The sequence below is a fragment of the Orenia metallireducens genome (genome assembly GCF_003001995.1).
GTDB lineage: Bacteria > Bacillota > Halanaerobiia > Halobacteroidales > Halobacteroidaceae > Orenia > Orenia metallireducens_B.
Map to the genome: position 1 here is coordinate 41912 of NZ_PVNB01000017.1, position 25865 is coordinate 67776.

Below are 25865 nucleotides of genomic sequence, written 5' to 3' on the forward strand. Positions count from 1 at the left end.
AAAAACAGGTCACAGGGGATAATTATCCCCTGTGACCTGTTTTAATAATCTTACTCAGCTAACCACTTTTTAATCTGCTCTTCAATTTTATCTCTTACTTCTCTAAACTTATTTAACTTCTCTTCCTCATTACCTTCAAAAGCTACTGGGTCTTCAAAAGCCCAATGCAACCTTTTAGTTACTCCAGGAAAGGTTGGGCAGTTTTCTTCAGCATCTGCACATACTGTAATTAAATATCCAAAGTGTTTTTTACCTAAATAATCTTTAAGTGGAGTAGACGCTTGCTTGCTGATATCTATTCCTATTTCATCCATTACTTTAATAGTATAAGGATTTATCCCTTTAGCATCTAAACCACCACTATACACTTCAAATTTTTCTCTGGCATATTTTCTTAAAAATGCTTCTGCCATTTGACTACGGGCAGAATTACCTGTACAAAGAAATAATACTTTAGTTTTATTCATCTCAAGCCCTCCTCATAAATAATAATGAAATTTAGTATTTTTAATAATTTCAAGATCAATTAGTTAATAACCTGTTTGTTCTCTGTTAATATTATGTTAAATTAAAGATTGGGTATAATATTAAATAGGAATATGAATATTTTTATAGAATAAAAGTAATCTAGAGGTAAATTTAATGTTTAATCTAGAAAAGGTTAGGTTTAAGAATATCCTAGAGCTTGATAGCTTAGGATTTCCAGATAATAAGATAACTACAATCATTGGTCCTAGTGGAGCAGGTAAGTCAACCTTACTAAAATTGTTGAATAATATGATCAGTATAGATTCAGGAACTCTTTTATATAAGGGTCAAGATATTAATCAACTCAATCCAGTTGAGTTGAGAAGAGAAGTGATTATGTTAGCTCAGAACGCTATTATAGATAAACAAATCTAGAATGTAATTTTCCCCTCTCTTGAGAGAGTAATACGGAGAGTCTCATTTAAGACTCGTAGGGAAGAGAGGGGTTAGGGGTGAGTTTGAGTTCTTAAAATCTCACAACGCCCCCAGCCCCTCTTAATCTTAAGAGGGGAGTAAAAAATAAATTTCTTTTTAAGGTTGTTTATCTATATAAAGGTACTATATTATGGGAGTTATATAATACTAGTGAGATTAGATAATAAAATTTAAGAAATATGAATACCTTTTAGGATAATCCTGAGAGGTGTTTTTTTATTTATCAATTTTTTGATTTTGATTATAATTTTGTGGATAGTATTTTGATTTATCTCTAAGTATTTTCTACCTGAGATAAATCAGTGATATAATCAATTGTAAAATAGTGAGGTGATAAGTATAAAGAGGTTACAACAAGCGTCTTAGTAGGTGGTTCCCTTGTAGATAAGACTATACCATTAATTATTGGACTCTAGTAGGTTAAAGCTTAATTAAAAACTTGACAATTGAATTTATATTTCTTATAATTAACATATAATTTTATTGGTATATACCACTACTAAAGCTTTGAGGATATAAGAACCATATAAGAAGTTTAAGAACTATCAGGAATTATTTCAAAATAAATAGATAAAAGAAAATTTTTTATTATCAATCTTGGTATAGACCAAGGTATAAATACCTACTTGTTAATTGAAAGAAGAGGTTATATTATTGATTATAAATACTTTTAGAGGCTTAAAATAACATTAAGTAAGAATTACAAGGAGGAAATTATGAATAAACTAGAAAAGAAATTTCCAGAAAATTTTTTATGGGGTGGAGCAACTGCTGCTAATCAATTTGAAGGGGCATATAATGAGGATGGAAAAGGACTATCAATTCAAGATATATATCCTCAAGGAATAAAAGGAGGAAGAACAGACAAGCCAACAGAAGATAATATGAAGCTTGTTGGGATAGATTTTTATCATAGATATAAAGAAGATATAGCTTTATTTGCAGAGATGGGATTTAAGGTATTTCGAATGTCAATTGCTTGGTCAAGAATCTTCCCTAATGGAGATGATAGCAAGCCCAATGAAAAAGGTTTGGAGTTTTATGATAAAGTATTTGATGAATTAGCAAGATACGATATCGAGCCACTGGTTACTCTTTCCCACTATGAAACTCCCCTCGCTCTCTCTAAAAATTACGATGGCTGGAAGAATAGAAAGCTGATAGATTTCTTTGAAAAATATGCGAGAACTGTCTTTACAAGATATAAAGATAAAGTCAAGTATTGGCTTACTTTTAATGAAATCAACTCGACATTACACTATCCATATATGGGTGCAGGAGTATGGACACCAAAAGATAAGTTAAGTAAAGAGGATCTATACCAAACTATACATCATAAATTAGTAGCAAGTGCTCTTGCAGTAAAGGTAGGTCATGAGATAAATCCTGATTTCAAAATAGGTTGTATGATTTTAGGTATTCCTAACTATCCCTTAACACCCAAGCCAAGTGATGTAATTAAGGCAATGCAGGATGATAGACAGAATCTCTTCTTTGCCGATGTTCATGTTAGAGGAGAATATCCAAAATATATGAATAGAGTCTTTAAAGAGAATAATATCGAGCTTGATATTAGTACTGAGGATAAGGAGACATTAAAGTATACTGTTGATTTTATCTCCTTTAGCTATTATATGAGTTCTTGCTCAACTTCTGATCCCAAAAAAAATACTCAAGGGGAAGGGAACTTTTTAGGAGGAGTACCCAATCCATACTTAGAAGCATCTGATTGGGGCTGGCAAATAGATCCTGAAGGATTAAGATATATCTTAAATCAATTGTATGATAGATATCAAAAGCCTTTATTTATTGTTGAAAATGGATTAGGAGCTTATGATGAGCTAATAACTGATGAAGCTGGCAACAAAACAGTGAATGATGATTATAGAATAAAATATTTAAATGACCATTTAGTACAAGTAGCAGAAGCAATTGCAGATGGAGTAGAACTGATGGGATATACAACCTGGGGGTGTATTGACCTTGTAAGTAACTCGACAGCAGAGCTTAGAAAGCGTTATGGATTTATATATGTAGATCGTTATGATGATGGAACAGGAACTTTAGCAAGATATAAAAAGAAGAGTTTTGACTGGTATAAAGATGTAATAGCAAGTAATGGTCAAATATTACTTGAAGATGAAGAGTGATATCATTATTTAGCAATAAAATAATATAATATCAATTTCATTTAGAGGTCATAAAAGTATAGTAGTAGATAAAAGAGTCCAGGATTAATACCTATTTGTAAGTGTATTTAGCATTGGCTCTTTTTTCTAATTGTTTTAAATTTTTGAAGTTAGAGATATAATTAAAGATAACTTATATTAGAATAAGAAGGTGAAAAAATGACAGAAAAAGAGAAGATGTTAGCTGGAGAGTTGTATAATGCTGCTGATGAGCAATTGGTCTTAGAAAGAATTAATGCTAGAAAAATGACACGACTTTTTAATGAATCAACAGATAAGAACAGACATGATATTCTTAAAGAGCTCTTTGCTAGTACTGGGGAGCGATTTTATATTGAGCCAAACTTTCGCTGTGATTATGGTAGTAATATTTATCTTGAAGATAACTTCTATGCCAATTTTGATTGTATTATCTTAGATGTCTGTAAAGTTACTATAGGTAAGAACTGTATGTTAGGACCAAGAGTATCTATTTATACTGCTACCCACCCATTAGATGCTAAGTTAAGGGTTTCAGGAGCAGAATATGGTAAGCCAGTAACAATTGGTGATAATGTTTGGATTGGGGGCAGTGCTGTAATTAATCCAGGTGTTACTATTGGTGATAATGTTGTAGTAGCTTCTGGTGCTGTTGTTATTAAGGATGTACCTGATAATGTAGTTGTAGGAGGAAATCCTGCTAAAATCATTAAGGAGCTTTAGTATTATAATCAATTAATAAAATTAATATCTAGGAGGATAAAGACGATGAGAATAGAACATATCGCAATTTGGACTGATAATCTTGAAAGATTAAAGGAATTTTATAGTACATACTTTAATGCTACAGCAGGAGATAAATATATTAATGAGTCTAAAAACTTTGAATCATATTTTTTATCTTTTGATCAAGGGTGTCGCTTAGAGATTATGCATAAGCCATCAATACCTAAAAACCTAAATAATACTGCTGATCAGTGTCTAGGATTAATTCATTTTGCAATCTCAGTTGGGAGTAAGAACAAAGTTTTAGCTCTTACAGAGAGGTTAGAAGAAGATGGTTATGAGGTTATAGGTGAGCCTCGAATGACCGGTGATGGATATTTTGAAAGTGTAATTCTAGACCCAGATGGAAATAGAATTGAAATAACTACTTAAAAAGATAGATTTAAAACTTCTAAATAATATTTTAGATTAATTTATGAATTAGGATTTATTTGAGGTTAAAAGGAGGCTTTTAGATGTTGGCTGATTATCATATGCATACAAATTTCAGCAATGACTCTACTTATGAGATGGAGGATGTAATTAAAAAAGCAATATCATTAGAAATTGATGAGATCTGCTTTACTGAGCATGTGGATTATGAAGTAAAGGGAGATTTAAATTGTGATTATACTGCTTATATCAAAGAGTTTCAAAGATGTAAAGAAAAATATAAGAATCAAATTACTATCAAGCTTGGAATTGAATTTGGGATGCAGGTACATACAATCAATCAGTTTCAAAAGGATTTTGATCGATATGACTTTGATTTTGTTATTCTTTCTTGCCATCAAGTAAATAATCAGGAGTTCTGGTCACAAAATTTTCAAAAGGGAAAGACACAGCAGGAATATAATCGAAAATACTATGAAGAGATATTAAAGGTGATAAGAGAGTATGATGATTATAGTGTTTTGGGGCATTTAGATATGATTACAAGGTATGATAAACTAGGAAAATATCCTTTTGCAGAGATAAAAGATATTGTGACTGAAATTTTAACTCAGGTAATTAAGCAGGGAAAAGGAATTGAGGTTAATACCTCTAGCTTCCGCTATGGTTTAGAAGATTTAACACCTTCCAAAGAAATATTAAAGTTATATCGAGAATTAGGTGGGGAAATTATTACAATAGGCTCAGATACTCATCAAGAAGAGGATGTAGGTCATAAGATTGTCTATGTAAAAGAAGAGCTTAAAAGACTAGGCTACAAAGAATTTTGTACCTTTGAAAAGATGAAGCCTATTTTTCATAAGTTATAATCATTGTTATAAACGTATCTACAAGATACTAATATAAATTAAAAAGGAGTGATTGGTAAATGTTCAATATCTTTAAAATTAGTTTAGTTCTATTATTAGTTTTTAGCATATTTATCTTAAATGAAGAAAGAGCTTTAGCAGAAGCTCAATTAACAGATGAGGAATCTATTGATAGGGTTGTTGCTGAGATGTCCTTAGAAGAGAAAGTATCAATCTTGGTTGGTCCAGGGATGTCAGGAGAATCCTTGGTTGGTTTAACTGATGCAGGTGTGCCAGGAGCAGCAGGAAATATCAATGGAGTTCCTCGTTTTGGAATACCAGCTATTGTATTAGCAGATGGTCCTGCAGGGCTTAGAATCAATTCTACTAGAGAGGGAACAGAGGAGACTTTCTATGCTACAGCCTTTCCTGTAGCAACAGCGATTGCATCTAGCTGGAATACTGATTTAGCTAAGGAAGTAGGAGATGCAGTAGGCGAGGAGATCAAAGAGTATGGTGTAGATATCTGGTTAGCACCAGCCTTGAATATCCACAGAAACCCCTTAACAGGAAGAAACTTTGAATATTATTCTGAAGACCCATTAATCTCAGGTAAGATGGCTGCAGCAGTGGTCAATGGTGTTGAAGATAATGGAGTAGGGACAACTATCAAGCATTTTGTAGCAAATAATCAGGAGACTAATAGATTAAGTGTTGATGCAATAATCTCACAAAGAGCTTTAAGGGAGATATATCTACGTGGTTTTGAAATAGCAGTAAAGGATGCACAGCCTTGGTCAGTAATGAGCTCTTATAATAGATTAAATGGGAGTTATACATCAGCAAATCAGGAATTATTAACGACGATTTTACGTGATGAATGGGGATTTAAAGGTTTTGTGATGACAGATTGGTTTGGGGGTTATGAGAGTCTTAAAGTAATCTTTGAGGAAGGAAACAGTGTATCTGATGTGGTTGCTCAAATGCAAGCAGGGAATGACCTATTGATGCCTGGTACCCCTAATCAAACCCAAGCTTTAATAGATGCTGTAAAGAGTGGAAAGTTAGATGAAAAAATCCTAGATAAAAACCTTAAAAATATTCTTAAAATGGTACTTCAAACTCCCAGATTTAAAGAGTACAGATACTCTAATAAACCAAAGCTTAAGACCAATGCAGAGATATCACGCCAAGTAGCAACAGAAGGGATGGTACTTTTAAAGAATAAGCAGAAAGTATTGCCTTTAAATTCTGATGCAAAGATAGGTCTGTTTGGTAATGGACAGATTGAAACTATCAAGGGTGGAACAGGTAGTGGTGATGTAAATACAGCCTATACTATCTCTATTGCCAAAGGATTAGATGAGAATTTTGAATTAGATCAAGATTTATTAGCTAGATATGCTACTTATGTTAGCACATTAAGAGGATTAAAAGAGTATCAAAAACCACCTCATAGTTTCTTTGAACAGAAGCCCCAAATTCCAGAAAAGCCCCTAAGAGATAATGAAATTTCAGCAGTAGTTGAAAAGACAGATATAGGAGTAATTGTAATAGTAAGAAATTCTGGAGAGGGTGGCGATAGAAAGAATGAGAAAGGTGATTTTCTCTTAACAGATGAAGAACAGAAGATGATAGAGAGAGTCTCCAATGCGTATCATAAGGTAGGTAAGCAGGTAGTAGTAGTTCTTAATATAGGTGGAGTAATCGAGGTAGCTAGTTGGAGGGATAAAGTAGATGGAATCTTATTATCTTGGCAGCCTGGGCAAGAGGCAGGTTATGCTATAGCAGATGTATTATCAGGAAGAGCAAATCCATCTGGAAAATTAGCAACGACCTTCCCTATGGATTATGGTGATGTGCCATCAGCAGCTAATTTCCCGGGAGATGATCCAGTAGACCCAAGTAAAGTAGTTTATGAAGAGGGAATTTATGTAGGGTACCGCTACTATGATAAGTTTGATATTAAGCCAGCTTATGAATTTGGTTACGGTCTATCCTATACTAGTTTTGAATATAGTAACCTAAAACTTAACTCAAATATCTTTAAGGATAAGATAAGAGTAACAGTTGATATAACAAATACTGGTAAGGTAGCAGGGAAAGAGGTAGTAGAGTTATACTTGAATGCACCAGCTAATAAACTAGATAAACCTATCCAAGAATTAAAAGGTTTTGCTAAGACGAAATTATTACAGCCAGCAGAGACCCAAACTATTAGCTTTGAAATTGATGCTAGGACATTGGCATCCTTTGATGAAAATAAGTCAGCTTGGCTAGCAGAAGCAGGTAAGTATGAATTAAGGGTCGGTGCTTCATCAAGAGATATTAGAAGAAGAGCTTTCTTTAAGCTAAAAAAAGATTTAATAGTAGAAGAGGTTAATGATCTTTTAGAGCCTACAAATTAAATTGATTTACAGAAGTGATAATAAGTAATGAGTGGTAGACAACAATTATTCAGATAGTTGTTAGCTGCTTATTACTTATAGATTAAATGTAGTTTTGAAATTAGATATTATGATATCATCAATTTAATAAATCTTTATGATAAATATATAGAGTATGAAGCAGGAACTGTAATATTTTTCATGGGTTCCAGCATTACAGAATCAAGAGATGATTGATTGGTTATTTGAGTAGGAAAGTAATAATAGACTTAGTTATTAGATAAAATTATATTTAGAAGAACTTAGACTTTAAAGTCTAAGTTCTTCTACTTGTATATAGGAGATGATAGGGATGTTTAATGATAAAATAGAGATGGTCTTGTTAGATATGGATGGAACTTTATTAAATTCACAATCTGAGGTCTCACCAAAGAATAAAGAAATATTAAAGCAATTGATTTCAAAGGGTTATAAGGTTGCTATTGCTACTGGGAGAAATTATCATGAAGCTAGAAGTGTAGTCAAGGATATTGCAGGTTTAGCTTATATCACCAATAATGGTAGTCATATTACAGACTTTAATGGCGAGATTATCTTTAATCGAACTATTGGTCAAGAAGATACTATCTCTTTACTTAAAATAATAGAAAGTTACCCTTCACTTAATTATTCATTAGCTGCTCCAGAAGAGATCTATATGAAGAGTAAATTAAAGTTTATTAAGATGGTTTTATCTCACAAGGGAGTATTTAAGAATAAATTGAATCTCTTTAAAAGCTTTGCCTTAATAAAGCGGTTAATCAGATTATTTAATTCACGAAAGACCTCAGATAATATTTATGAGGTGCTAAAAAATAGTTCTTTAGCCGTGCAAAAGATAGATGTAATGGGTAAAATAGATGAAATGGAATCCTTTAAAAAAAGAATTGTAGAAAGCTTTGGAGAGAAATTTAAACTAAGCAGTTCTTCTAAAGACAATTTAGAGATAAATCCCCTCAATATATCTAAGGGAACAGGACTAGTATATTTAGCAGATAAACTAGGAATTGATGTTAAGAACTGTATTGCTTTTGGAGATGGGGGAAATGATTTAGAACTCTTTGATATTGTAGGAACCTCGGTAGCAATGTCAAACTCTGAATTTAGTGAGTTGAAGAAGAAAGCAGATATCATAGCTGAAAGTAATGATGATGATGGGGTAGCAAAAATATTGACTAGGTTATTAGTAGTTAAAGCTTAGTTAAAATAAAAGATAAAGGCTAATTAAAATTAGCCTTTATCTTTGGAAATTAGTTGATTATTGGTATTATCTTTTGATAATCTCTTTATTTAATTGACCAAATTTCTGAATAATCTCCTCTTCAATTGAGCTATCAGTAATAATTTTATCTATCTCATCTAAAGTAGCAAACTGCGAAAGTCCAATCTCATTAAAAGCAGTATGGTTGGCTAAAATTATTACTTCATTAGCTCTTTTAACCATATTAGATTTTGTTTCAGTCTCCAATTCATTAATCTCTGTGGCCCCACGCTCAACTGAGATCCCTTTACAGGATAAGAAAGCCTTATTAGCATAGTAATTGTTGATATTCTTATTGGCTAAAGGTCCTACAAATGAAAGAGAGCTCCTTCTTAATAGACCACCTGTAGAGATAACAGAAATATTCTCATTTTTAGATAACTCATAAACTATTCTATTGGAATTAGTTATAATATTGATATTCTGCTCAAAATCAATCAATTCCTTAGCTAGATAAAGGCAGGTAGTGCTGGCATCCATAAAGATTGTATCACCAGGGTTAATGAATTGACAAGCCCTTTTAGCAATCTCTTTCTTCTCTTTTTTATATTTATTCTCTCTTATATGAAAAGATAATTCACTGTTTGTATCTATAGCAATTGCCCCGCCATGAGTCCTTTTAAGTAAATTCTCTTCCTCTAATTTATTTAAATCTGATCTAATAGTCTCATCAGTCACTTTAAAGGCTTTACTTAAATCTTTAACTTTAACAGCATTCTCTTCATTTATTATTTTAATGATTTCTTTTCTTCTTTCCTCAGCAATCATAATTAAAACTCTCCTTTAAATTTATATTTTATCCTGTGGTTATTTTTATAAGCTAATTATAACATATTTATGAAATAACTAAAAGAAGATATTTGGTTTCAAAGCGGTTTTAGTCTAAAAATAAAAAAAATCAAAATAAAAACAAAATCAAAATAATGTTTCGTAATTTTATTTAAATGAGATTAATAAGATGAATATTACCTTAAATTTATAGTAATAATCTATCTGTGATTGATAAAAAATATGATAAAAAGTTAAGTTATTATAAATTAAGCCTTGACTTTCTTTTGCATTGATATTAAAATAAAAATATAACAAAATAAATAACGAAACAACAAAACAAAAACAAGAATAAAACAAAATATGATTTTTATCAACTATTGGGTAACAAGTTTAAGTTAATGGATATAAGTCTATAAAATAAGTATTAATATGAGAGTCCGTTACTATCTTTGGTCTGACGTAAATCTTTTAGGTTTATACAGAGAAGATATAATGGGCTCTATTTTATATTGAATATGATAATAAATCCAAATAACTTAATTAATATAAGCAATAAAAATTAAAATGTTATAGTTTTACTTTAAAATTGAAAGGGGGTGATAGAAGGAAACAAGAAATTGCCATTCTTATAATATTCAAAAGCTATTAAAATCTTAGATAGCTTTAAGTACTCAACAAAAGGGGGGATTACGAAAAAGTTTCTTGGTTACTTAATTTACTATGGTTATAGTTTCACCAGCATTTGCAGTAGAGAATAATATTAGAAATACTAAGTATTAAAGAGATATAGCCTGATTCATTCTTTTTTGATAACTTATATACTCTTTATAAATAAGACCAATAACTTAATAACCGCTATCAGTAAATTTTAAAAATATCACCTATATCAGTTAGTAGGGTGAATGTTATTGAAAAGATTTAATATTAAAATAAATAGAAAGAAGGGATAAAAATGAAAAAGAAATTGTTAATAATGAGTTTGATGTTTGTTCTGATAATTGGTACTGCTAACTCTGCTTTTGCGATAGGTGGAGAGAAAGTAAAGTTCTCTGGTTATTTAGGTTTTAGATATGACTATGGGGATGATAGTAATGGTGCGGCTAGAGATAGAGGAGTATTGAAAAATGCGATTAATGCAGATATTACTGCTAGCTATCTGATTGATGACAGAACAGCGGTTCATTTCCATACAAATAACTATCAGGAGATGAGATACACTGGAAATTATACTACTGATACTGTTGACACATATGTAACAACTTCACTTGGTGATTATAACCTTAGAGTTGGTAACTTTGGTGCAGATTCTGTCGGTTATGGGTTGGTTAAAGGTGGTGGCGGTTATAATACCAACGTCAGAGGGGTAGAATTAGCTCATAATTTTAATGATAAGCTTAAAGCTACAGTATTTTCTGGTTCATTAGAAGGTAAGGGTAATGATGAGTATCCAAATCAATATTATTATGATATTTATGGTGACGAGCATGGTGGTAAATATGACTTTGTAGAGCTTGCTTACAAGTTATCTGATAAGACTAATATTAAAGGAGTTTATCATCAGAATCGTGACTATGATAATCAGTATTATGAGGTTGGTTTTGATACCAAGTTACCACATCATTTTTCTGCTACTGTAGCAGGTGCCACAGCCAGTTTAGATACAGCTACTATAAATACAGATGATACTAGTTATATGGCTCGATTAAAGTATGGTGAGGCTGCTTTTTGGGCACCAGGTCATTCTTGGGATCTTTTTGCCACATATCATAAAAATCCTGCTAATGCTACTCTTGATGGAGGTCTTGACAATGATTTTTATGGGGCTCATATCGATAATTTTAAAGGAGTTGTCTTGGGTGGACATTATGTTATTAGAAGAGGTATTTTGCTTACTGGATTTGTTATGAATGGAGAAAGAATTTCAACAGATAAATGGCATACTAGAGAAGCAGGCGATGATTTTACAGCAGCTCGTATGCAGGTTGATTTTATAATTTTTTAAAGAATAAAAAGTACTATTTGATTGAAATAGAGTAAAAAATATAACTCTATGTTATGAGTTAAGTTTTAGAACAGTCTTAGAATAAAACCCCTTATATTCTTCTTTATAAAACTGTTAGGTATTTCCAATATTTCTGCTGTAAAGCTTGTCTGTTAGCTTTATTTTATAGAAATGCTGGGAATACCTTATTTGTTTTTATGGGGATAATATAATCTATATGTAATTAAAGGCATCTATTCTAATCTACTTGTTTATTAACTTGAAATTCAAACAATTAATTCTTGACTTTCTTTTTGCAATATATTAAAATAAAAATACAACAAAAGAAAACCAAAAAAACAAAAATGGTAAAACAGAATTTTATCAGTTGTTTCTGGTTATAATAGTACATTATAGTAATTATAATGAATATAAGTTTATAAGATTATTATTTTAATATAAGAGTTCATTAATATGTATAACCTGACTAGATATGATCAATTTTAGTTAGGGATTTAATGGACTCTATTTTTATGTTAATTTAGTGAAGTAATCGAAAATTAAATAAATAAAAATATTGAAATTTATAAATTAGTTTTACAGATGCTAGGAGGAGGTAACATGGAGATAAGATCTTTGGCTATAGATATTGGTGCTTCTAGTGGACGACTTATTCAAGGGACATTAGAAGATGATATGATAAGCCTAGAAGAGATACACAGATTTAAAAACCAAATAACAAACAAAAGGGATCAAAAAGGAAATGAACATGCTTGTTGGGAGCTTGATAAGCTTTATAATGAAATTTTAGTAGGAATTAAGAAGAGCAAAAGTAATGATATAGAAAGCATTGGCATTGATACTTGGGCAGTAGATTTTGTATTACTTAATTCAGCTAATGAAGTTATAGGTGATACAGTATCTTATCGCTGCCATAGAACTGATAGGGTAATGGAAGAGGTCTTTGATATTATTTCTAAAGAAGAGATTTATAATAAGACAGGCATACAGTTCTTGCAATTTAATACAATTTATCAGCTCTATGCTGTCAAGAAATCAGACCCTGAATATTTAGAAGAAGCCAAGTCTTTTCTAATGGTTCCTGATTACTTTAATTATCTATTGACAGGAAAGAAGAGTAATGAATATACAAATGCTACTAGCACTCAATTATTTAATGTTAGTACTAAAAGTTGGGATCAAGAGATTTTAAAGCAACTAGATATTCCTAGCAGTATATTTAATGATCCAGTCAAGCCTGGGACAGTAATTGGAGAGATTAAAGATGAATTAAAAGAGTCTTTAGATATAGAAGAGTTGAAGGTGATTGCTCCTGCTACTCATGATACTGGTTCATCAATTGTAGCAGTTCCGACCAATTCAGCAGATTATGCTTATATCAGCTCTGGAACCTGGTCTTTAATGGGGGTAGAGACTAAGAAGCCAATTTGTACTAAAAAGGCATTAGAATATAACTTTACCAATGAAGGTGGAGCTTATGAAACTAATAGATTTTTAAAGAACATCATGGGATTATGGTTGATTCAAGAGGTTAAGAAAGAGCTTAATGATCAATATGACTTTGGTGAGTTAGTAGAGTTAGCAAAAGAAGAGCAGGCTTTTAACTCTTTAATCAACCCTAATGATAGTAGGTTCTTAAATCCTGAGAGTATGATTGCAGAGATTAAAAAATATTGTCAAGAAACAGAGCAAGTAGTACCTCAAAAACCTGGTGAGCTGGCTAGATGTATCTTTGAAAGTTTGGCTTTCCAATATAAGCAAGTACTAGAAGAGTTAACAGAGGTAACTACTAAAGAGATTAATAAGATTCATATCATTGGTGGAGGGGTTCAAAATGAGTTCTTAAACCAATTAACTGCTGATATTACTGGTTTAGAGGTATATGCAGGTCCGATAGAAGCAACAGCAATAGGAAATTTATTGGTGCAATATATTGCTTTAGGGTATATTGATTCATTAGAAGAAGCAAGAGAGATAGTCAGTAATTCATTTACAATCAAAAATTATACGCCTAATCTTTCCTTAGAAGAGGTAGAGAATAATTGGATAAAATTCAAAGAGCTACAAAATTAGAAGGAGGAGCTATTATGACAGAAGTAAAGAATGAAAGAATTAAAAGAGCCTATCAATTGGCTAAAGAACAATATGGAGAAATTGGAGTAGATACAGATGCTGCTATTAATGAGCTTAATGAGATTTCAATCTCAATGCACTGCTGGCAGGGAGATGATGTAGCAGGTTTTGAAGATAATACAGAGCTGTCTGGAGGAATTCAGGCAACAGGAAATTATCCAGGTAGAGCAAGAAATCCTGAAGAATTAATGGCAGATATTGATAAGGCTTTAAGTCTTATTCCAGGTATTCATAGAATCAATCTACATGCAAACTATGCAATCTTTAAAGATGGTGCTAAGGTTGATAGAAATAAACTTGAACCTAAACACTTTAAAAAATGGGTGGAATTTGCGAAAGAAAGAGGATTAGGCTTAGATTTCAACCCAACTTTCTTCTCTCATCCTAAAGCTGCAGATGCAACTTTATCTAGTGAAGATGAAGAGATTCGTAAGTTTTGGATCGAGCATGGTCAAGCTTGTTTGCGTATCTCAGAATACTTTGCTACAGAGCTTGGAAAGAACTGTACTATGAATATTTGGATACCAGATGGTTTTAAAGATGTACCAGCAGATAGACTGGCACCAAGGGCAAGATTAAAAGACTCGTTAGATCAGATTCTAGCTGTTGATTATGATAAGAGTAAGGTTGATGTAGCAGTAGAATCTAAGGTCTTTGGAATCGGTGTTGAAAGTTATACCGTTGGCTCTCATGAATTTTATATGAATTATGCAGCTAAAAATGATCTACTTTGCTTATTAGATAACGGTCATTATCACCCAACAGAATCTGTTGCAGATAAAATCTCCTCAATGTTATTATTCTCTGATAAGGTGGCACTCCATGTAACCAGACCAGTTCGTTGGGATAGCGACCATGTAGTCTTATTCGATGATGAGACCAAAGAAATCGCTAAGGAGATTATTGTTAATGGTTCAGAGAAAGTTATCTTAGCACTTGATTTCTTTGATGCCAGTATTAACAGAATTTCTGCTTGGGTAGTAGGTATGAGAAATATGCAAAAAGCATTACTTAGTGCACTTTTACTTCCAAAGGATAAATTAGCTCAGCTTCAAAATTCAAGACAACTTAGTGAACTGATGATGCTCCAAGAAGAATTAAAGTTATATCCTGTAGGTGCTGTCTGGAACTATTTCTGTGAAATAAATGATGTTCCAGCAAAAGAAGACTGGTTTGAAGAGATAAGAGAATACGAGCAAGAAGTTTTAATTAAAAGAGACTAATCATTGAAAGAAGGTGAGGTTTGAAGATGAAGGTATTAGAAGCAGAATTTGTGCAAGGTTTTATCCGGATGGCAAATGACGGATGGGAACAGGGCTGGCATGAAAGAAATGGTGGAAATTTAACCTATAGAATCAAGCCCGAAGAGATTGAAGCAGCTGCTGATGATTTAAATAAAGGTGGGCAATGGCGGGAGATTGGTACCAGTGTACCTCAGTTAGCAGGAGAATATTTCTTGGTAACAGGTAGTGGAAAGTACTTTAGAAATATCAGTATTAAACCTGATGATTCTATTGCAATAGTTGAATTAGATGAAAATGGTGAAAATTATCGAATCTGTTGGGGGCTTGTCAATGGTGGACGTCCAACAAGTGAACTTCCATCTCATTTGATGAATCATGAGGTAAAGAAAATTGCATCTAAGGGTAAGCACAGAGTAATCTATCATGCCCATACAACAAATGTAATTGCTCTTAGCTTTGTACTACCATTAAAAGATGAGATCTTTACCCGCGAATTATGGGAGATGGCTACAGAATGTCCAGTAGTATTTCCTGATGGAGTAGGTGTGGTAGATTGGATGGTGCCTGGAGGACGTGAGATAGCAGTGGCTACCAGTGAATTGATGAAGAAATATGATGTTGCAATTTGGGCTCATCATGGTATCTTCTGTTCTGGTGAGGATTTTGATCTTACATTTGGGTTAATGCACACAGTAGAAAAGTCTGCTGAAATTCTAGTAAAAACTTTATCGATGAGACCAGATAAATTACAGACGATTACTGCCCAGAATTTCAGAGATTTAGCAGTAGATTTTGAGGTGACACTTCCAGAAGAGTTTTTATATGAGAAATAAATTTTTAAGTACATTATACTTATAAGAAATTAAAAAGGAGAGGATTGTTATGGCAAACCGGTTTATTTTAAATGAGACTTCTTATCATGGAGCAGGAGCAATTAATAATATTGCAGATGAGGTCAAAGCTAGAGGTTTTAAAAAGGCTTTTATCTGTTCAGACCCTGATCTTGTTGAGTTTGGCGTAACTCAAAAGGTCTTAGATGTGCTTGAAAGCAATGGCTTAAGCTATGAGCTTTATTCAGATATCAAGGCAAATCCAACAATAAAAAATGTACAAAATGGTGTTGAAGCTTATAAAGCTGCTAAAGCAGATTATATTATTGCTGTTGGTGGAGGTTCCTCGATAGATGCTGCTAAAGCTATTGGAATTATCATCAATAATCCAGAGTTTGAAGATGTAAGAAGTCTAGAGGGTGTTGCACCTACTAAAAATAAATCAGTACCTATTATAGCTATTCCAACTACGGCTGGTACTGCAGCAGAGGTTACAATTAATTATGTTATTACTGATGTAGAGAAGAATCGTAAGATGGTATGTGTAGATCCTCATGATATTCCGGTTGTTGCTATCATTGATCCAGAGATAATGTCAACTATGCCTAAGAGTTTAACTGCTGCAACTGGAATGGATGCCTTGACCCATGCTATTGAAGGATACATTACAGCTGGGGCATGGGAATTATCAGATATGTTTCATTTAAAAGCAATTGAGCTTATTGCTCGTTCTTTAAGAGGTGCTGTTGACAATACACCAGAAGGTAGAGACGGAATGGCTTTAGGGCAATATATAGCAGGAATGGGATTCTCTAATGTTGGTTTAGGTATTGTTCATTCAATGGCACATCCCCTCGGAGCTCTTTATGATACACCCCATGGGATTGCAAATGCAATTATCTTACCTACAGTTATGGAGTATAATGCAGAAGCAACTGGTGATAAATATAAGTATATTGCAAAGGCTATGGGTGTTGAAGGAACAGAAGAGATGACTGTTGAGGAATATAGAACAGCAGCTATAGGTGCTGTTAAAAAGTTATCAGCTGATATTGGTATTCCTACAGACCTAAAAGAGATTGTAAAAAAAGAAGATATACCCTTCTTAGCCCAGTCTGCTTATGATGATGCCTGTAGACCAGGTAATCCAAAGGATACTAGTGTTGAAGATATTACTAAATTGTATGAATCTTTAATTTAGCAATGATTCTGAAGAGCAGTTGTTAACGAGTTGAATTTGAAGTTTATCAACTACTTTAAGTTCATTGGATTTTTAATATAAAAAATTAATCAATGCAATATAAGGGTAGAAGATTAATTTAAGAAAAATATTTTACTGATTTGTAATTAAATAAAATAGTGGAAATTTACATTTGCTATTTATTGATAAAACTAAATAAGTTACCACAAACCTATAATAAGACTATAAGATTTATAAGAATATAGAGTTATAGCTTATAAATTAAAGGAGGATTTATATGGAAGCTAGAGTAAGTGATGGGACAATAGAAAAGACAGATGTTCAAAAAATAGGTTTGGGAGAAAAGGTATCTTATGGACTGGGTAATACAGCAGCTAATTTGCTACTAACAACTGCTAATATGTTTATTGCTTTCTTTTATACTGAGATTGGTGGAATAGCAGCAGCAACTGTAGGAACGATCCTGTTAGCAGCCCGTTTACTCGATGGAGCTAGTGATATAGCCATGGGTATTATAGTGGATAAGACTAGTTCAAAGCATGGTAAAGCCAGACCTTGGCTTTTATGGTTAGCAATACCCTTTGGAATAGCTATAGCACTTCTTTTTACATCTCCTGATATTGGTATGACTGGAAAGATAGTTTATGCTTTTATCACATACACTATAGCTCTTGCTATTATCTATACAGCAATTACTGTTCCTTATAATTCTTTGATTGGTCTAATAACTCAAGATCAAGACGAGAGAGTTCAGTTAAGTGCTTTTAGAACCATCTTTGGAATGGCAGGAGGAGTACTAGTTACTATAGTTACTATGCCTATAGTTAATTATTTTGGTGGAGGTAAACATGGTTGGCAGATGTTGAGTATTATCTATGGTATAGCTGCTGTTATATTGTATTTAATCTGCTTTAAGAATACTGAAGAGAGGTCTATTGTAGAGATTGGGGCTGAGTCCAAAGTTCCTGTTAAAAAAGGGCTAAAAGTATTATTTAAGAATAAATATTGGCTAATTACCATTAGTACTATTTTAATATCCTTTGTAGCTTCAGGATTGGCAGGAATAAATGTTTACTATGCTAAGTATATACTAGGTAATCCAGCATATATGGGTATGATTGGACCTGCTACTTTTGTACCAATCATAGTGGGGGTATTATTAGTAACACCTCTTATTCAAAAATTTGGTAAGAGAAATCTTGCTATAGGTGGATCAGTCTTATCGGTGCTTGGCTCAATAATAATGATAATTAATTCTACAAATATTAATATGATATTAGTAGGTATGGTTCTTAGATCATTAGGGATTGCTCCAGTAGCAGTAGCAAGCTTTGCTATGCTTGGTGATACCGTTGAGTATGGAGAATGGAAGAGTGGTCTACGTATAGAAGGATTAACTTTCAGCGCAGGAACCTTTGGAGAGAAAGTAGGTACAGGAATAGGAGGAGTAATTTTAGGTGCTATTCTACAGTTAGGTGGGTATGTTGGCGGTCAGGCAGCACAGAGTGATTCGGCTTTACTTGCTATTAAGTTTACATTCATTCATCTACCAATTATATTATTCATTGGGCAGATAGTATTATTATACTTCTATAAGTTAGATAGTGAGTATCCACAGATAGTTGAAGAATTAAAAAATCGTAAAGAAGATTAATTAAAAGATAATATCAGACTAGGTTGATTAAGTATATCATAATCAAAAATAAGAACTAACTTATATTATAAGTTAGTTCTTATTAATTCCAAACAGAATAGGAAGATGAAATAAATTGATAATCTGCTAGGTTTTAGATAATGCCTAGCTTGTGACTAGTTATAATCATCTTGACTTTAAGCGCTACTATAGAGATTTAGTTTTAATCTATTCCGATAAAGTCCTGGAGGAGATGTGTAGATAATGATATTTTTATTCATTATATTGGCTATAATGGGTACATTTCACTTTATATATATAATGTTAAAAAATAGATATAAGAAGGACTTTAACATTATCAAAAGGGAACTGAATGATTTAATTCAAGCAACTGAGGTAATAGATATAAATTTTAATGAAAGTAATGAGAGAATTAAGGAAATTTCTGAGGCTTCAAAATCTATCGCAGCTGGAGCAGATGAACAAGCCGAAGGTGCTGAAGATATTCTTTTGCTAACCAGAGAGCTCCAAGATAAAATTAATGGACTAATGGAGAAGAGTTATCATCTATCTTGTAAAGCAGATAATGCAAGAAATCTTAATGAACAACGAGAAGAAGATGTAAGAGAACTTTTAGTAATTGAACAAGAAACAAAGAAGTTAATTAGAGAATTAGTAGAGAACATAGCACAATTAAATAAGATGGCAGGAAATATCGAGGAAATTACTACTACAATTACTAATATAGCTAAACAAACCAATTTATTATCCTTAAATGCAGCAATAGAAGCAGCTAGAGCGGGTGCAGCAGGTCAGGGCTTTCATGTTATAACTGAAGAGATAAGAAATTTAGCTAATCAGACTCATAATGCCAGCAGTGAAATAGCAACTATTATTAACACTATTTCTAGCCAGATTAATACAGCAATGGAGGTAACAGCTACAGTCAGTAGCCATTTTCAACAGCGAAATGATGTTATTGAAGGTGTTACCACTTCTTTTGGAGAGATAAGCGCATCATTAAAAGAATTGATTAGTGGTGAAGCTGAGATTCATAATGAAGTTAAGTCTATCAATCAATTTAATAAAAATATTATGAACTCTATTTCTGATGTAGCAACAATTGCTGAGGAATCTGCAGCAGTAACTCAGGAAGTTACTTCATTAATTTTCAATCAAGAAAACCTTCAAGAAGGTGCTTTATCTTCAATTTTAACTTTAAAAAATAGCAATCAAGGTATAAATAGAGTATTGAGTAATTATCAACTTGATGATATTGTCACCAATAAGATCACTATAGGTCTATCATTGTTAGAAAAAAGTAAATTTATGAATACTATTGAAGCAGAAGCAATCAAAGAAGCAGAAAAACTTGGAGTAAATTTAATAATAACAACACCTGAAAAATATAGTGCTGATCAACATTGTCGTTCTGTTAGGCAGTTGATAGAGAGTAACGTGACGGGGTTTGCTATATTTCCATTAGCTAAAGAGAAGTTAAAACCTTTAGTTAATCAGGCTGCTCAAAAGGGGATTAATATAGTTACAATAGATAATGATATTTCTGATAGTAGCCGTTTGGCTCATATAGGCACTGATTATCTTAAGATGGGGCAGGCTGCTGGTGAAGCAGCAGTTAATCATCTAAATGGTAAGGGGAATATAATCGTCTTACTCTGTGGAGCAAATATTTCTAGTATTAAAAGCAGATATGAAGGATTTAAAGAGATTATTGATAGTAATCAGGAGATGAAGATTGTAGGATTATCTAAGATGGAAGGTACAGATGCTAAAGAGACTGAAAAAGAGCTAGAAGCTTTGATTGAGGAAAATCCAAATTTCGATCTGTTGTATGTGGTAACTGACGAAAGTTCTTTAATAGCTGCTGAGTTATATAAGAGAAAGAAATTAAAGAAAAAGCTAGTCTGTATTGCAAATAGTAATGAAGTTATGGACTATGTAAAAGCAGGAGTAGTCTCATCACAATTTTGTATGAGAAATAAATTGTGGGGGGCATTACTTGTACGAAGGCTACTAGAAGCTGCCAAAGGTAAAGGTATACCAGAGATTGAAGATACCGGTTATTATGAAATCAACCAAAGAAATGTAAGTGTTTTCTTAAAAACTGGCTAAAGATATTAGTTAGATACTTTAAAGAATAGGTCTGTTGAGAGTACTGTTTCTGGTTTTTAATTTAATAATTAGGACAAAGGGGTGCTAATAGAATGAAGAAGAGAGTAGCCTTAATTGCTCATGATAAGAAGAAAGAAGATTTAATCCAATTTGCTAAAAGAAATGAAGAGATTTTAAAGCATTTTGAATTGATTGCAACTGGAACAACCGGGAAGAGATTAAATGAGCAGACAAACCTTGAAGTTATTAGGATGGCTTCAGGACCTTTAGGTGGAGATCAACAGATTGGAGCTCAAGTCAGTAATAATAAGTTAGCAGCAGTTATCTTCTTAAGAGATCCCTTGACTGCTCAACCCCATGAACCTGATGTTAGTGCTTTGCTTAGAGTTTGTGATGTTCATAATGTACCTTTAGCAACTAACTTGAGAACTGCTGAGATGATTTTATCATCTTTTAAATCTCAGTTATAGAATTAGATTTGATATGATGGGAATAGTAAAATGGAATAATACAATAAGAGAAGGTGATAAAATGAATAAATTACGTGAAAAACCATTTTATTTATCAGATGATGAGATAAAATGGGCAGAAAATATATATGAGAAGATGACAATAGAAGAAAAGATAGGTCAACTTTTTTGTCCAATTTCCTTTAGCAATGATGAAAAGGAATTAAAAGACTTGGTTCAATCTAAACATATCGGTGGGGTTCTTTATAGAGAAGGGGAAGCTAAAGAGATCCAAAATAATCATAGAGTATTACAGGATGCTGCCAAGATACCTCTATTAATTGCTTCTAATCTAGAGTATGGTGGGACTGGTTCTGCTATAGAAGGAACCTTTTTTGGCAGACAAATGTTAGTAGCAGCAACAGCTGATGTGAATAAAGCTTACCAATTAGGTAAAGTATCTTGTAAAGAAGGCAGTTCTGTAGGTGTTAACTGGTCCTTTGCTCCTGTTGTCGATATCGATTATAATTTTAGAAATCCAATAACTAATGTAAGAACTTATGGAGATAATCCAGAGATCGTTCTTGAAATGGGAAAAGCCTATATGAAAGCAGCTAAGGAAGAAGAGGTGGCAGTTGCTATTAAACATTTTCCAGGTGATGGGGTAGACGAAAGAGATCAACACCTATTAACCAGTGTAAATACCATGGATTGTGAAGAATGGGATTCCACCTTTGGAAAGGTTTATCAAGGCTTAATTGATGAAGGAGCCTTAACAGTTATGGCGGGACATATTGCCTTGCCAGCTTATGAAGAAGCCTATGATGGAAAGGTGTGTGAAGAGGTCATACCAGCAACTCTTTCTAAGAATATCTTAGGTAAGTTACTAAGAGAAAAACTAGGGTTTAATGGATTAATCTGTACAGATGCAACTCCGATGGTAGGCTTTTGTAGTGCCATGGAGCGAAGAAAATCGGTTCCATTAGCTATTGAATCTGGTTGTGATATCTTCTTATTTAATAGAGATTTAGATGAGGATTATAAGTATATGATGGATGGTTATGAAAATGGTCTTTTATCAGAAGAACGATTAAAAGAAGCAGTTTTGAGAATTCTAGCAACCAAAGCAGCATTAAAATTACATGAAAAACAAGCACAGGGAAGATTAGTACCAGATGCTGAAGCATTATCAGTGTTGAAAAACGAAGAGCATGATCGATGGGCTAAAGAGTGTGCAGATCAGGGGGTAACCTTGGTTAAAGATACAGCAAATCTGTTACCACTTAATTCGAAGAAACATAAAAGGGTACTAGTTGAAATGATGGGAGATTTTCCATCAAATGAAAGAGTCTATCAGCAGTTTGAAAAGCTATTGAACGAAGAGGGCTTTGAAGTTAGCAAATATATCCCAGAAGATTTATCACAACCTCTTGATAAAATATTTGATACAGTAGAAGAATTTAAAAGTAAGTATGATCTTGTAATCTATATTGGAAATATTGAAACCGCTAGTAATAAAACTGTTTCTAGATTGAACTGGTACACTTTATTCGGTCTTGGTAATAACATGCCTTGGTTTGTCAAAGAGGTACCGACATTATTTATCAGTGTAGGTAACCCTTATCACCTATTTGATGCACCGATGATTAAAACTTATATTAATGGCTATTGTAATTCAGAGTATGTGATTGATGCTATAATGGATAAGGTTATGGGGAGAAGTGAATTTAAAGGTACCAGTCCTATCGATCCCTTCTGTGGACGAGAAGATACTAAATATTAAGAAGATAATAAAAAGAGGTGGTGAAGATATATGAAAGTAGTCAATACCAAAATAAATGGGTTCGATAATCCAATTGGATTTGAACTTAAAGAAATAATCTGTTCTTGGATTGTAGAAGATACATATTCTTCTAAACAAGAATATGCCAAAATTGAAGTGAGTCTAGATGAAAGTTTCTCAGATGTTTTATATATAAAAGAAGGAAAAGACTTATCTTCGATAGGGGAGTTACTAGAGGTAGAGCTACAACCTAGAACAAGATATTATTATCGAGTAGAAGTAGCAGGAGATCAGGGAGATAGTGCAGTAAGTAAAACAGATTTTTTTGAGACTGGTAAAATGTATGAAGCATGGCAGGCAGAATGGATTGGAACTAAAAAAGAAGATGATTTTCATCCTATTTTCACCTATAATTTCTCTACTAAAGGGAAGGTGAAGAAAGCTAGAATTTATATCTGTGGTCTTGGTTTATATGAAGCTTATTTAAATGGAGAGAAAATTGGAGATGAATACTTAGCTCCATTTTTGAGTGATTATAAAACAGAGCTTCAATATCAAACTTATCCTATAACTAATCAAGTGCAAGAAGAAAATAAGATTGAGGTCTATGTTGGTAAAGGTTGGTTTATGGGTAAATTTGGTCTCAATTCTGCTAAGAATATTTTTGGAAGCAAAATGGCTGTAATTGCTGAGATTCATCTTGAATATGAAGATGGAAGTACAGAGTTAATTACAACAGATGAAAATTGGAGTTATTGTGGATCGGATATAGAAGATAGTAATATCTATGATGGTGAAATTTATAATCGCTGCCTTTGGGATGATAGAGATAATTCTTTAAAGCCAGTTGAAATCATTAGACCTGATAGAGAGGATAGCAATACTTATAATATGGTCAAGGAGCATCTTGTTGACCGTTTTAGCCTACCTGTGATTGTCAAAGAGGAGATCATTGTTAAAGAAGTAATTACCACTCCTAAAGGGGAAACTGTTTTAGATATGGGGCAAAATTTTGCAGGGTTCATAGAATTTAAGTCAGAGCTTCCTAAAGGTTCTAAAGTAGTATTAGATTTCGGTGAAGTTTTACAAGAAGGTAATTTCTATAATGAAAATTATCGAGATGCAAAATCACAGTTTATTTATATTTCTAATGGAGAAGAAGAGGTTGTAAGACCTCATTTCACTTATTTTGGATTCCGATATGTCAGAGTAACAGGTTGGGTTGGAGAATTAGATCCATCTGATTTCACTGGCAAAGTAGTATATTCAGATCTGAATAGAACAGGCTTTATTGAGACATCAGATGAAAAGATTAATCAGCTCTATTCAAATTGTCTTTGGGGACAGAAATCAAACTTTATTGATATGCCTACTGATTGCCCACAAAGATCTGAACGGCTGGGTTGGACAGGAGATGCTCAGGTTTTTGCTCCAACTGCAAGTTATAATATGGATACCAGAGCTTTTTATCGTAAATTTTTACGAGATCTGAGACATGAGCAAAAAAGAATGGATGGGGGAGTACCTAATTATATTCCCAATACTGGAGACTTAGGTGGTACTTCTAGTGCTTGGGGTGATGCAGCTACTTTTATCCCTAATACATTGTTCAACTATTATGGAAACATAGAAGAGATGAAGACTTATTATCCAATGATGAAAGATTGGGTGGACTACGTTACAGAAGAAGCTGAAAAATCAGGTAATAAATATTTATATTCAACAGGGTCTCATTTTGGAGATTGGCTAGCTTTAGATGGAGTTACTTCACAAAGTTTTAAAGGCGGAACTGAAGATTATTATATAGCTTCTGTTTATTATTATCGTTCAGCAGAGATTTTGTCAGAGATGGCAGCAAGGCTTGGTAAATCTGAAGAAGCAGAAGAATATATGGTTTTAAGTGAACATATAAAAGAGGCAATCTTAGCAGAGTATTTTACCCCTACAGGTAGACTGGCTATTGATACCCAAACAGCATATATTATTGCCTTAAAATTTGGTGTTTATAAAGATAAAGCTAGAGTAATAGAGCAATTTAGAAATAGGCTGCAAAAGGATTGTTATCGAATTAAATGTGGTTTTGTGGGAGCACCTTTGTTATGTACTGTATTGAGTGAGAATGGGATGGAGGATTTAGCTTATGACTTCTTATTCCAAGAGGAATTTCCAAGTTGGTTATATTGTGTCAATCTTGGAGCTACAACTATCTGGGAACGTTGGAATTCTATCTTAGAAGATGGTACGATCAGTGGCACAGGAATGAATTCATTAAATCATTATGCTTATGGATCTGTTATGGAATTTATCTATGCTCATGTAGCAGGAATTAGAGCAGCTGAACCAGGCTTTAGAAAGGCTGTAATTGAACCTAAGCCTAACATGAAATTTAAATATGTTAAGTGTCAGTATGATTCAGTAAGCGGAACATATGTGAGTAATTGGGAAATCAAAGAAGATGGTAAAGTTCATGTTCATGTTGAAGTACCTTTTAATGCAGAAGCTACTCTGATATTACCAAGGTGTGAAGATCCAGCAAAACATCTTGGTAGTGGTAGCTATGATTTTGAATACATGCCAACTTCTGATTATCGTCTTATTTATCATAAGGAAACGCGTTTGGAACAATTAAAAGAAGATGAAGAAGCAATGGAGATCTTAGCAGAAAAATTGCCTGCTGCAGTAGGCCTGATTAAGAGTGGTAATCCTGAGATGGGTTCTAAAAAATTAGAAGATCTTTACCAGATGGGATATATGGGCTTTAAACCTGAAGATATAAAAGCTACTATAGATGAATTATGTAAATTAAAAAGGTGGTAAGGAAATAAATCTAGTTGGAGTGAAAAAGAAACTGTTATTTAGAGC

The 25865-nt window shown here is 32.9% G+C and carries 19 protein-coding genes; 17 read left to right on the plus strand and 2 right to left on the minus strand.

Features of this window, described 5'->3' with window-relative positions; translation table 11 throughout:
• Positions 1 to 50 precede the first annotated feature (50 nt).
• Positions 51 to 467: an arsenate reductase ArsC gene (locus tag BX659_RS11905; protein WP_097018503.1), complete on the minus strand. Its 417-nt coding sequence runs from the start codon at positions 465 to 467 to the stop codon at positions 51 to 53.
• A gap of 175 nt (positions 468 to 642) precedes the next feature.
• Here BX659_RS11905 and BX659_RS11910 point away from each other — a divergent pair, with 175 nt between their 5' ends.
• The 7 genes from BX659_RS11910 (at position 643) to BX659_RS11940 (ending at position 8764) form a co-directional block, all read left to right on the plus strand.
• On the plus strand, positions 643 to 903 hold the full coding sequence (locus BX659_RS11910; protein ID WP_097018504.1) for an ABC transporter ATP-binding protein: 261 nt from the start codon (positions 643 to 645) through the stop codon (positions 901 to 903).
• Positions 904 to 1679: 776 nt separating this feature from the next.
• Complete coding sequence (locus BX659_RS11915; RefSeq protein WP_097018505.1) at positions 1680 to 3113, plus strand: glycoside hydrolase family 1 protein; 1434 nt, start codon at positions 1680 to 1682, stop codon at positions 3111 to 3113.
• Between the two features lie 198 nt (positions 3114 to 3311).
• On the plus strand, positions 3312 to 3854 hold the full coding sequence (locus tag BX659_RS11920; protein WP_097018506.1) for a sugar O-acetyltransferase: 543 nt from the start codon (positions 3312 to 3314) through the stop codon (positions 3852 to 3854).
• Positions 3855 to 3899: 45 nt separating this feature from the next.
• On the plus strand, positions 3900 to 4289 hold the full coding sequence (locus tag BX659_RS11925; RefSeq protein ID WP_097018507.1) for a VOC family protein: 390 nt from the start codon (positions 3900 to 3902) through the stop codon (positions 4287 to 4289).
• An 83-nt stretch (positions 4290 to 4372) separates the two neighbouring features.
• A complete protein-coding gene (locus BX659_RS11930; RefSeq protein ID WP_097018508.1) occupies positions 4373 to 5158 on the plus strand; it encodes a histidinol-phosphatase HisJ family protein in 786 nt (261 codons plus the stop codon).
• A 59-nt stretch (positions 5159 to 5217) separates the two neighbouring features.
• Complete coding sequence (locus tag BX659_RS11935; RefSeq protein WP_097018509.1) at positions 5218 to 7545, plus strand: glycoside hydrolase family 3 N-terminal domain-containing protein; 2328 nt, start codon at positions 5218 to 5220, stop codon at positions 7543 to 7545.
• A 331-nt stretch (positions 7546 to 7876) separates the two neighbouring features.
• Entirely contained in the window at positions 7877 to 8764 is an 888-nt protein-coding gene (locus tag BX659_RS11940; RefSeq protein WP_172431930.1) for a Cof-type HAD-IIB family hydrolase, read from the plus strand.
• A 66-nt stretch (positions 8765 to 8830) separates the two neighbouring features.
• Here BX659_RS11940 and BX659_RS11945 read toward each other — a convergent pair whose 3' ends face one another.
• On the minus strand, positions 8831 to 9592 hold the full coding sequence (locus tag BX659_RS11945; RefSeq protein WP_097018511.1) for a DeoR/GlpR family DNA-binding transcription regulator: 762 nt from the start codon (positions 9590 to 9592) through the stop codon (positions 8831 to 8833).
• Positions 9593 to 10547: 955 nt separating this feature from the next.
• Here BX659_RS11945 and BX659_RS11950 point away from each other — a divergent pair.
• The 10 genes from BX659_RS11950 (at position 10548) to BX659_RS11995 (ending at position 25820) form a co-directional block, all read left to right on the plus strand.
• A complete protein-coding gene (locus tag BX659_RS11950; protein ID WP_097018512.1) occupies positions 10548 to 11597 on the plus strand; it encodes a hypothetical protein in 1050 nt (349 codons plus the stop codon).
• Between the two features lie 600 nt (positions 11598 to 12197).
• Complete coding sequence (gene rhaB, locus BX659_RS11955) at positions 12198 to 13670, plus strand: rhamnulokinase (RefSeq protein ID WP_097018513.1); 1473 nt, start codon at positions 12198 to 12200, stop codon at positions 13668 to 13670.
• Between the two features lie 14 nt (positions 13671 to 13684).
• Positions 13685 to 14953, plus strand: coding sequence for an L-rhamnose isomerase (locus BX659_RS11960; protein ID WP_097018547.1), 1269 nt, complete (start codon positions 13685 to 13687; stop codon positions 14951 to 14953).
• Between the two features lie 26 nt (positions 14954 to 14979).
• A complete protein-coding gene (gene rhaD / locus BX659_RS11965) occupies positions 14980 to 15807 on the plus strand; it encodes a rhamnulose-1-phosphate aldolase (protein WP_097018514.1) in 828 nt (275 codons plus the stop codon).
• A 49-nt stretch (positions 15808 to 15856) separates the two neighbouring features.
• On the plus strand, positions 15857 to 17005 hold the full coding sequence (gene fucO, locus BX659_RS11970; RefSeq protein ID WP_097018515.1) for a lactaldehyde reductase: 1149 nt from the start codon (positions 15857 to 15859) through the stop codon (positions 17003 to 17005).
• 277 nt (positions 17006 to 17282) lie between these two features.
• On the plus strand, positions 17283 to 18659 hold the full coding sequence (locus BX659_RS11975; protein ID WP_097018516.1) for an MFS transporter: 1377 nt from the start codon (positions 17283 to 17285) through the stop codon (positions 18657 to 18659).
• A gap of 300 nt (positions 18660 to 18959) precedes the next feature.
• Positions 18960 to 20771, plus strand: a complete 1812-nt coding sequence (locus tag BX659_RS11980; protein ID WP_181186440.1) for a substrate-binding domain-containing protein — start codon at positions 18960 to 18962, stop codon at positions 20769 to 20771.
• Positions 20772 to 20863: 92 nt separating this feature from the next.
• The gene (mgsA, locus tag BX659_RS11985) at positions 20864 to 21241 is read left to right on the plus strand and encodes a methylglyoxal synthase (protein WP_097018518.1); all 378 of its coding nucleotides are present in this window, start codon (positions 20864 to 20866) and stop codon (positions 21239 to 21241) included.
• A gap of 61 nt (positions 21242 to 21302) precedes the next feature.
• Positions 21303 to 23003, plus strand: a complete 1701-nt coding sequence (locus BX659_RS11990; RefSeq protein ID WP_097018519.1) for a glycoside hydrolase family 3 protein — start codon at positions 21303 to 21305, stop codon at positions 23001 to 23003.
• Between the two features lie 30 nt (positions 23004 to 23033).
• Positions 23034 to 25820: an alpha-L-rhamnosidase gene (locus BX659_RS11995; protein WP_097018520.1), complete on the plus strand. Its 2787-nt coding sequence runs from the start codon at positions 23034 to 23036 to the stop codon at positions 25818 to 25820.
• Positions 25821 to 25865: the final 45 nt, after the last annotated feature.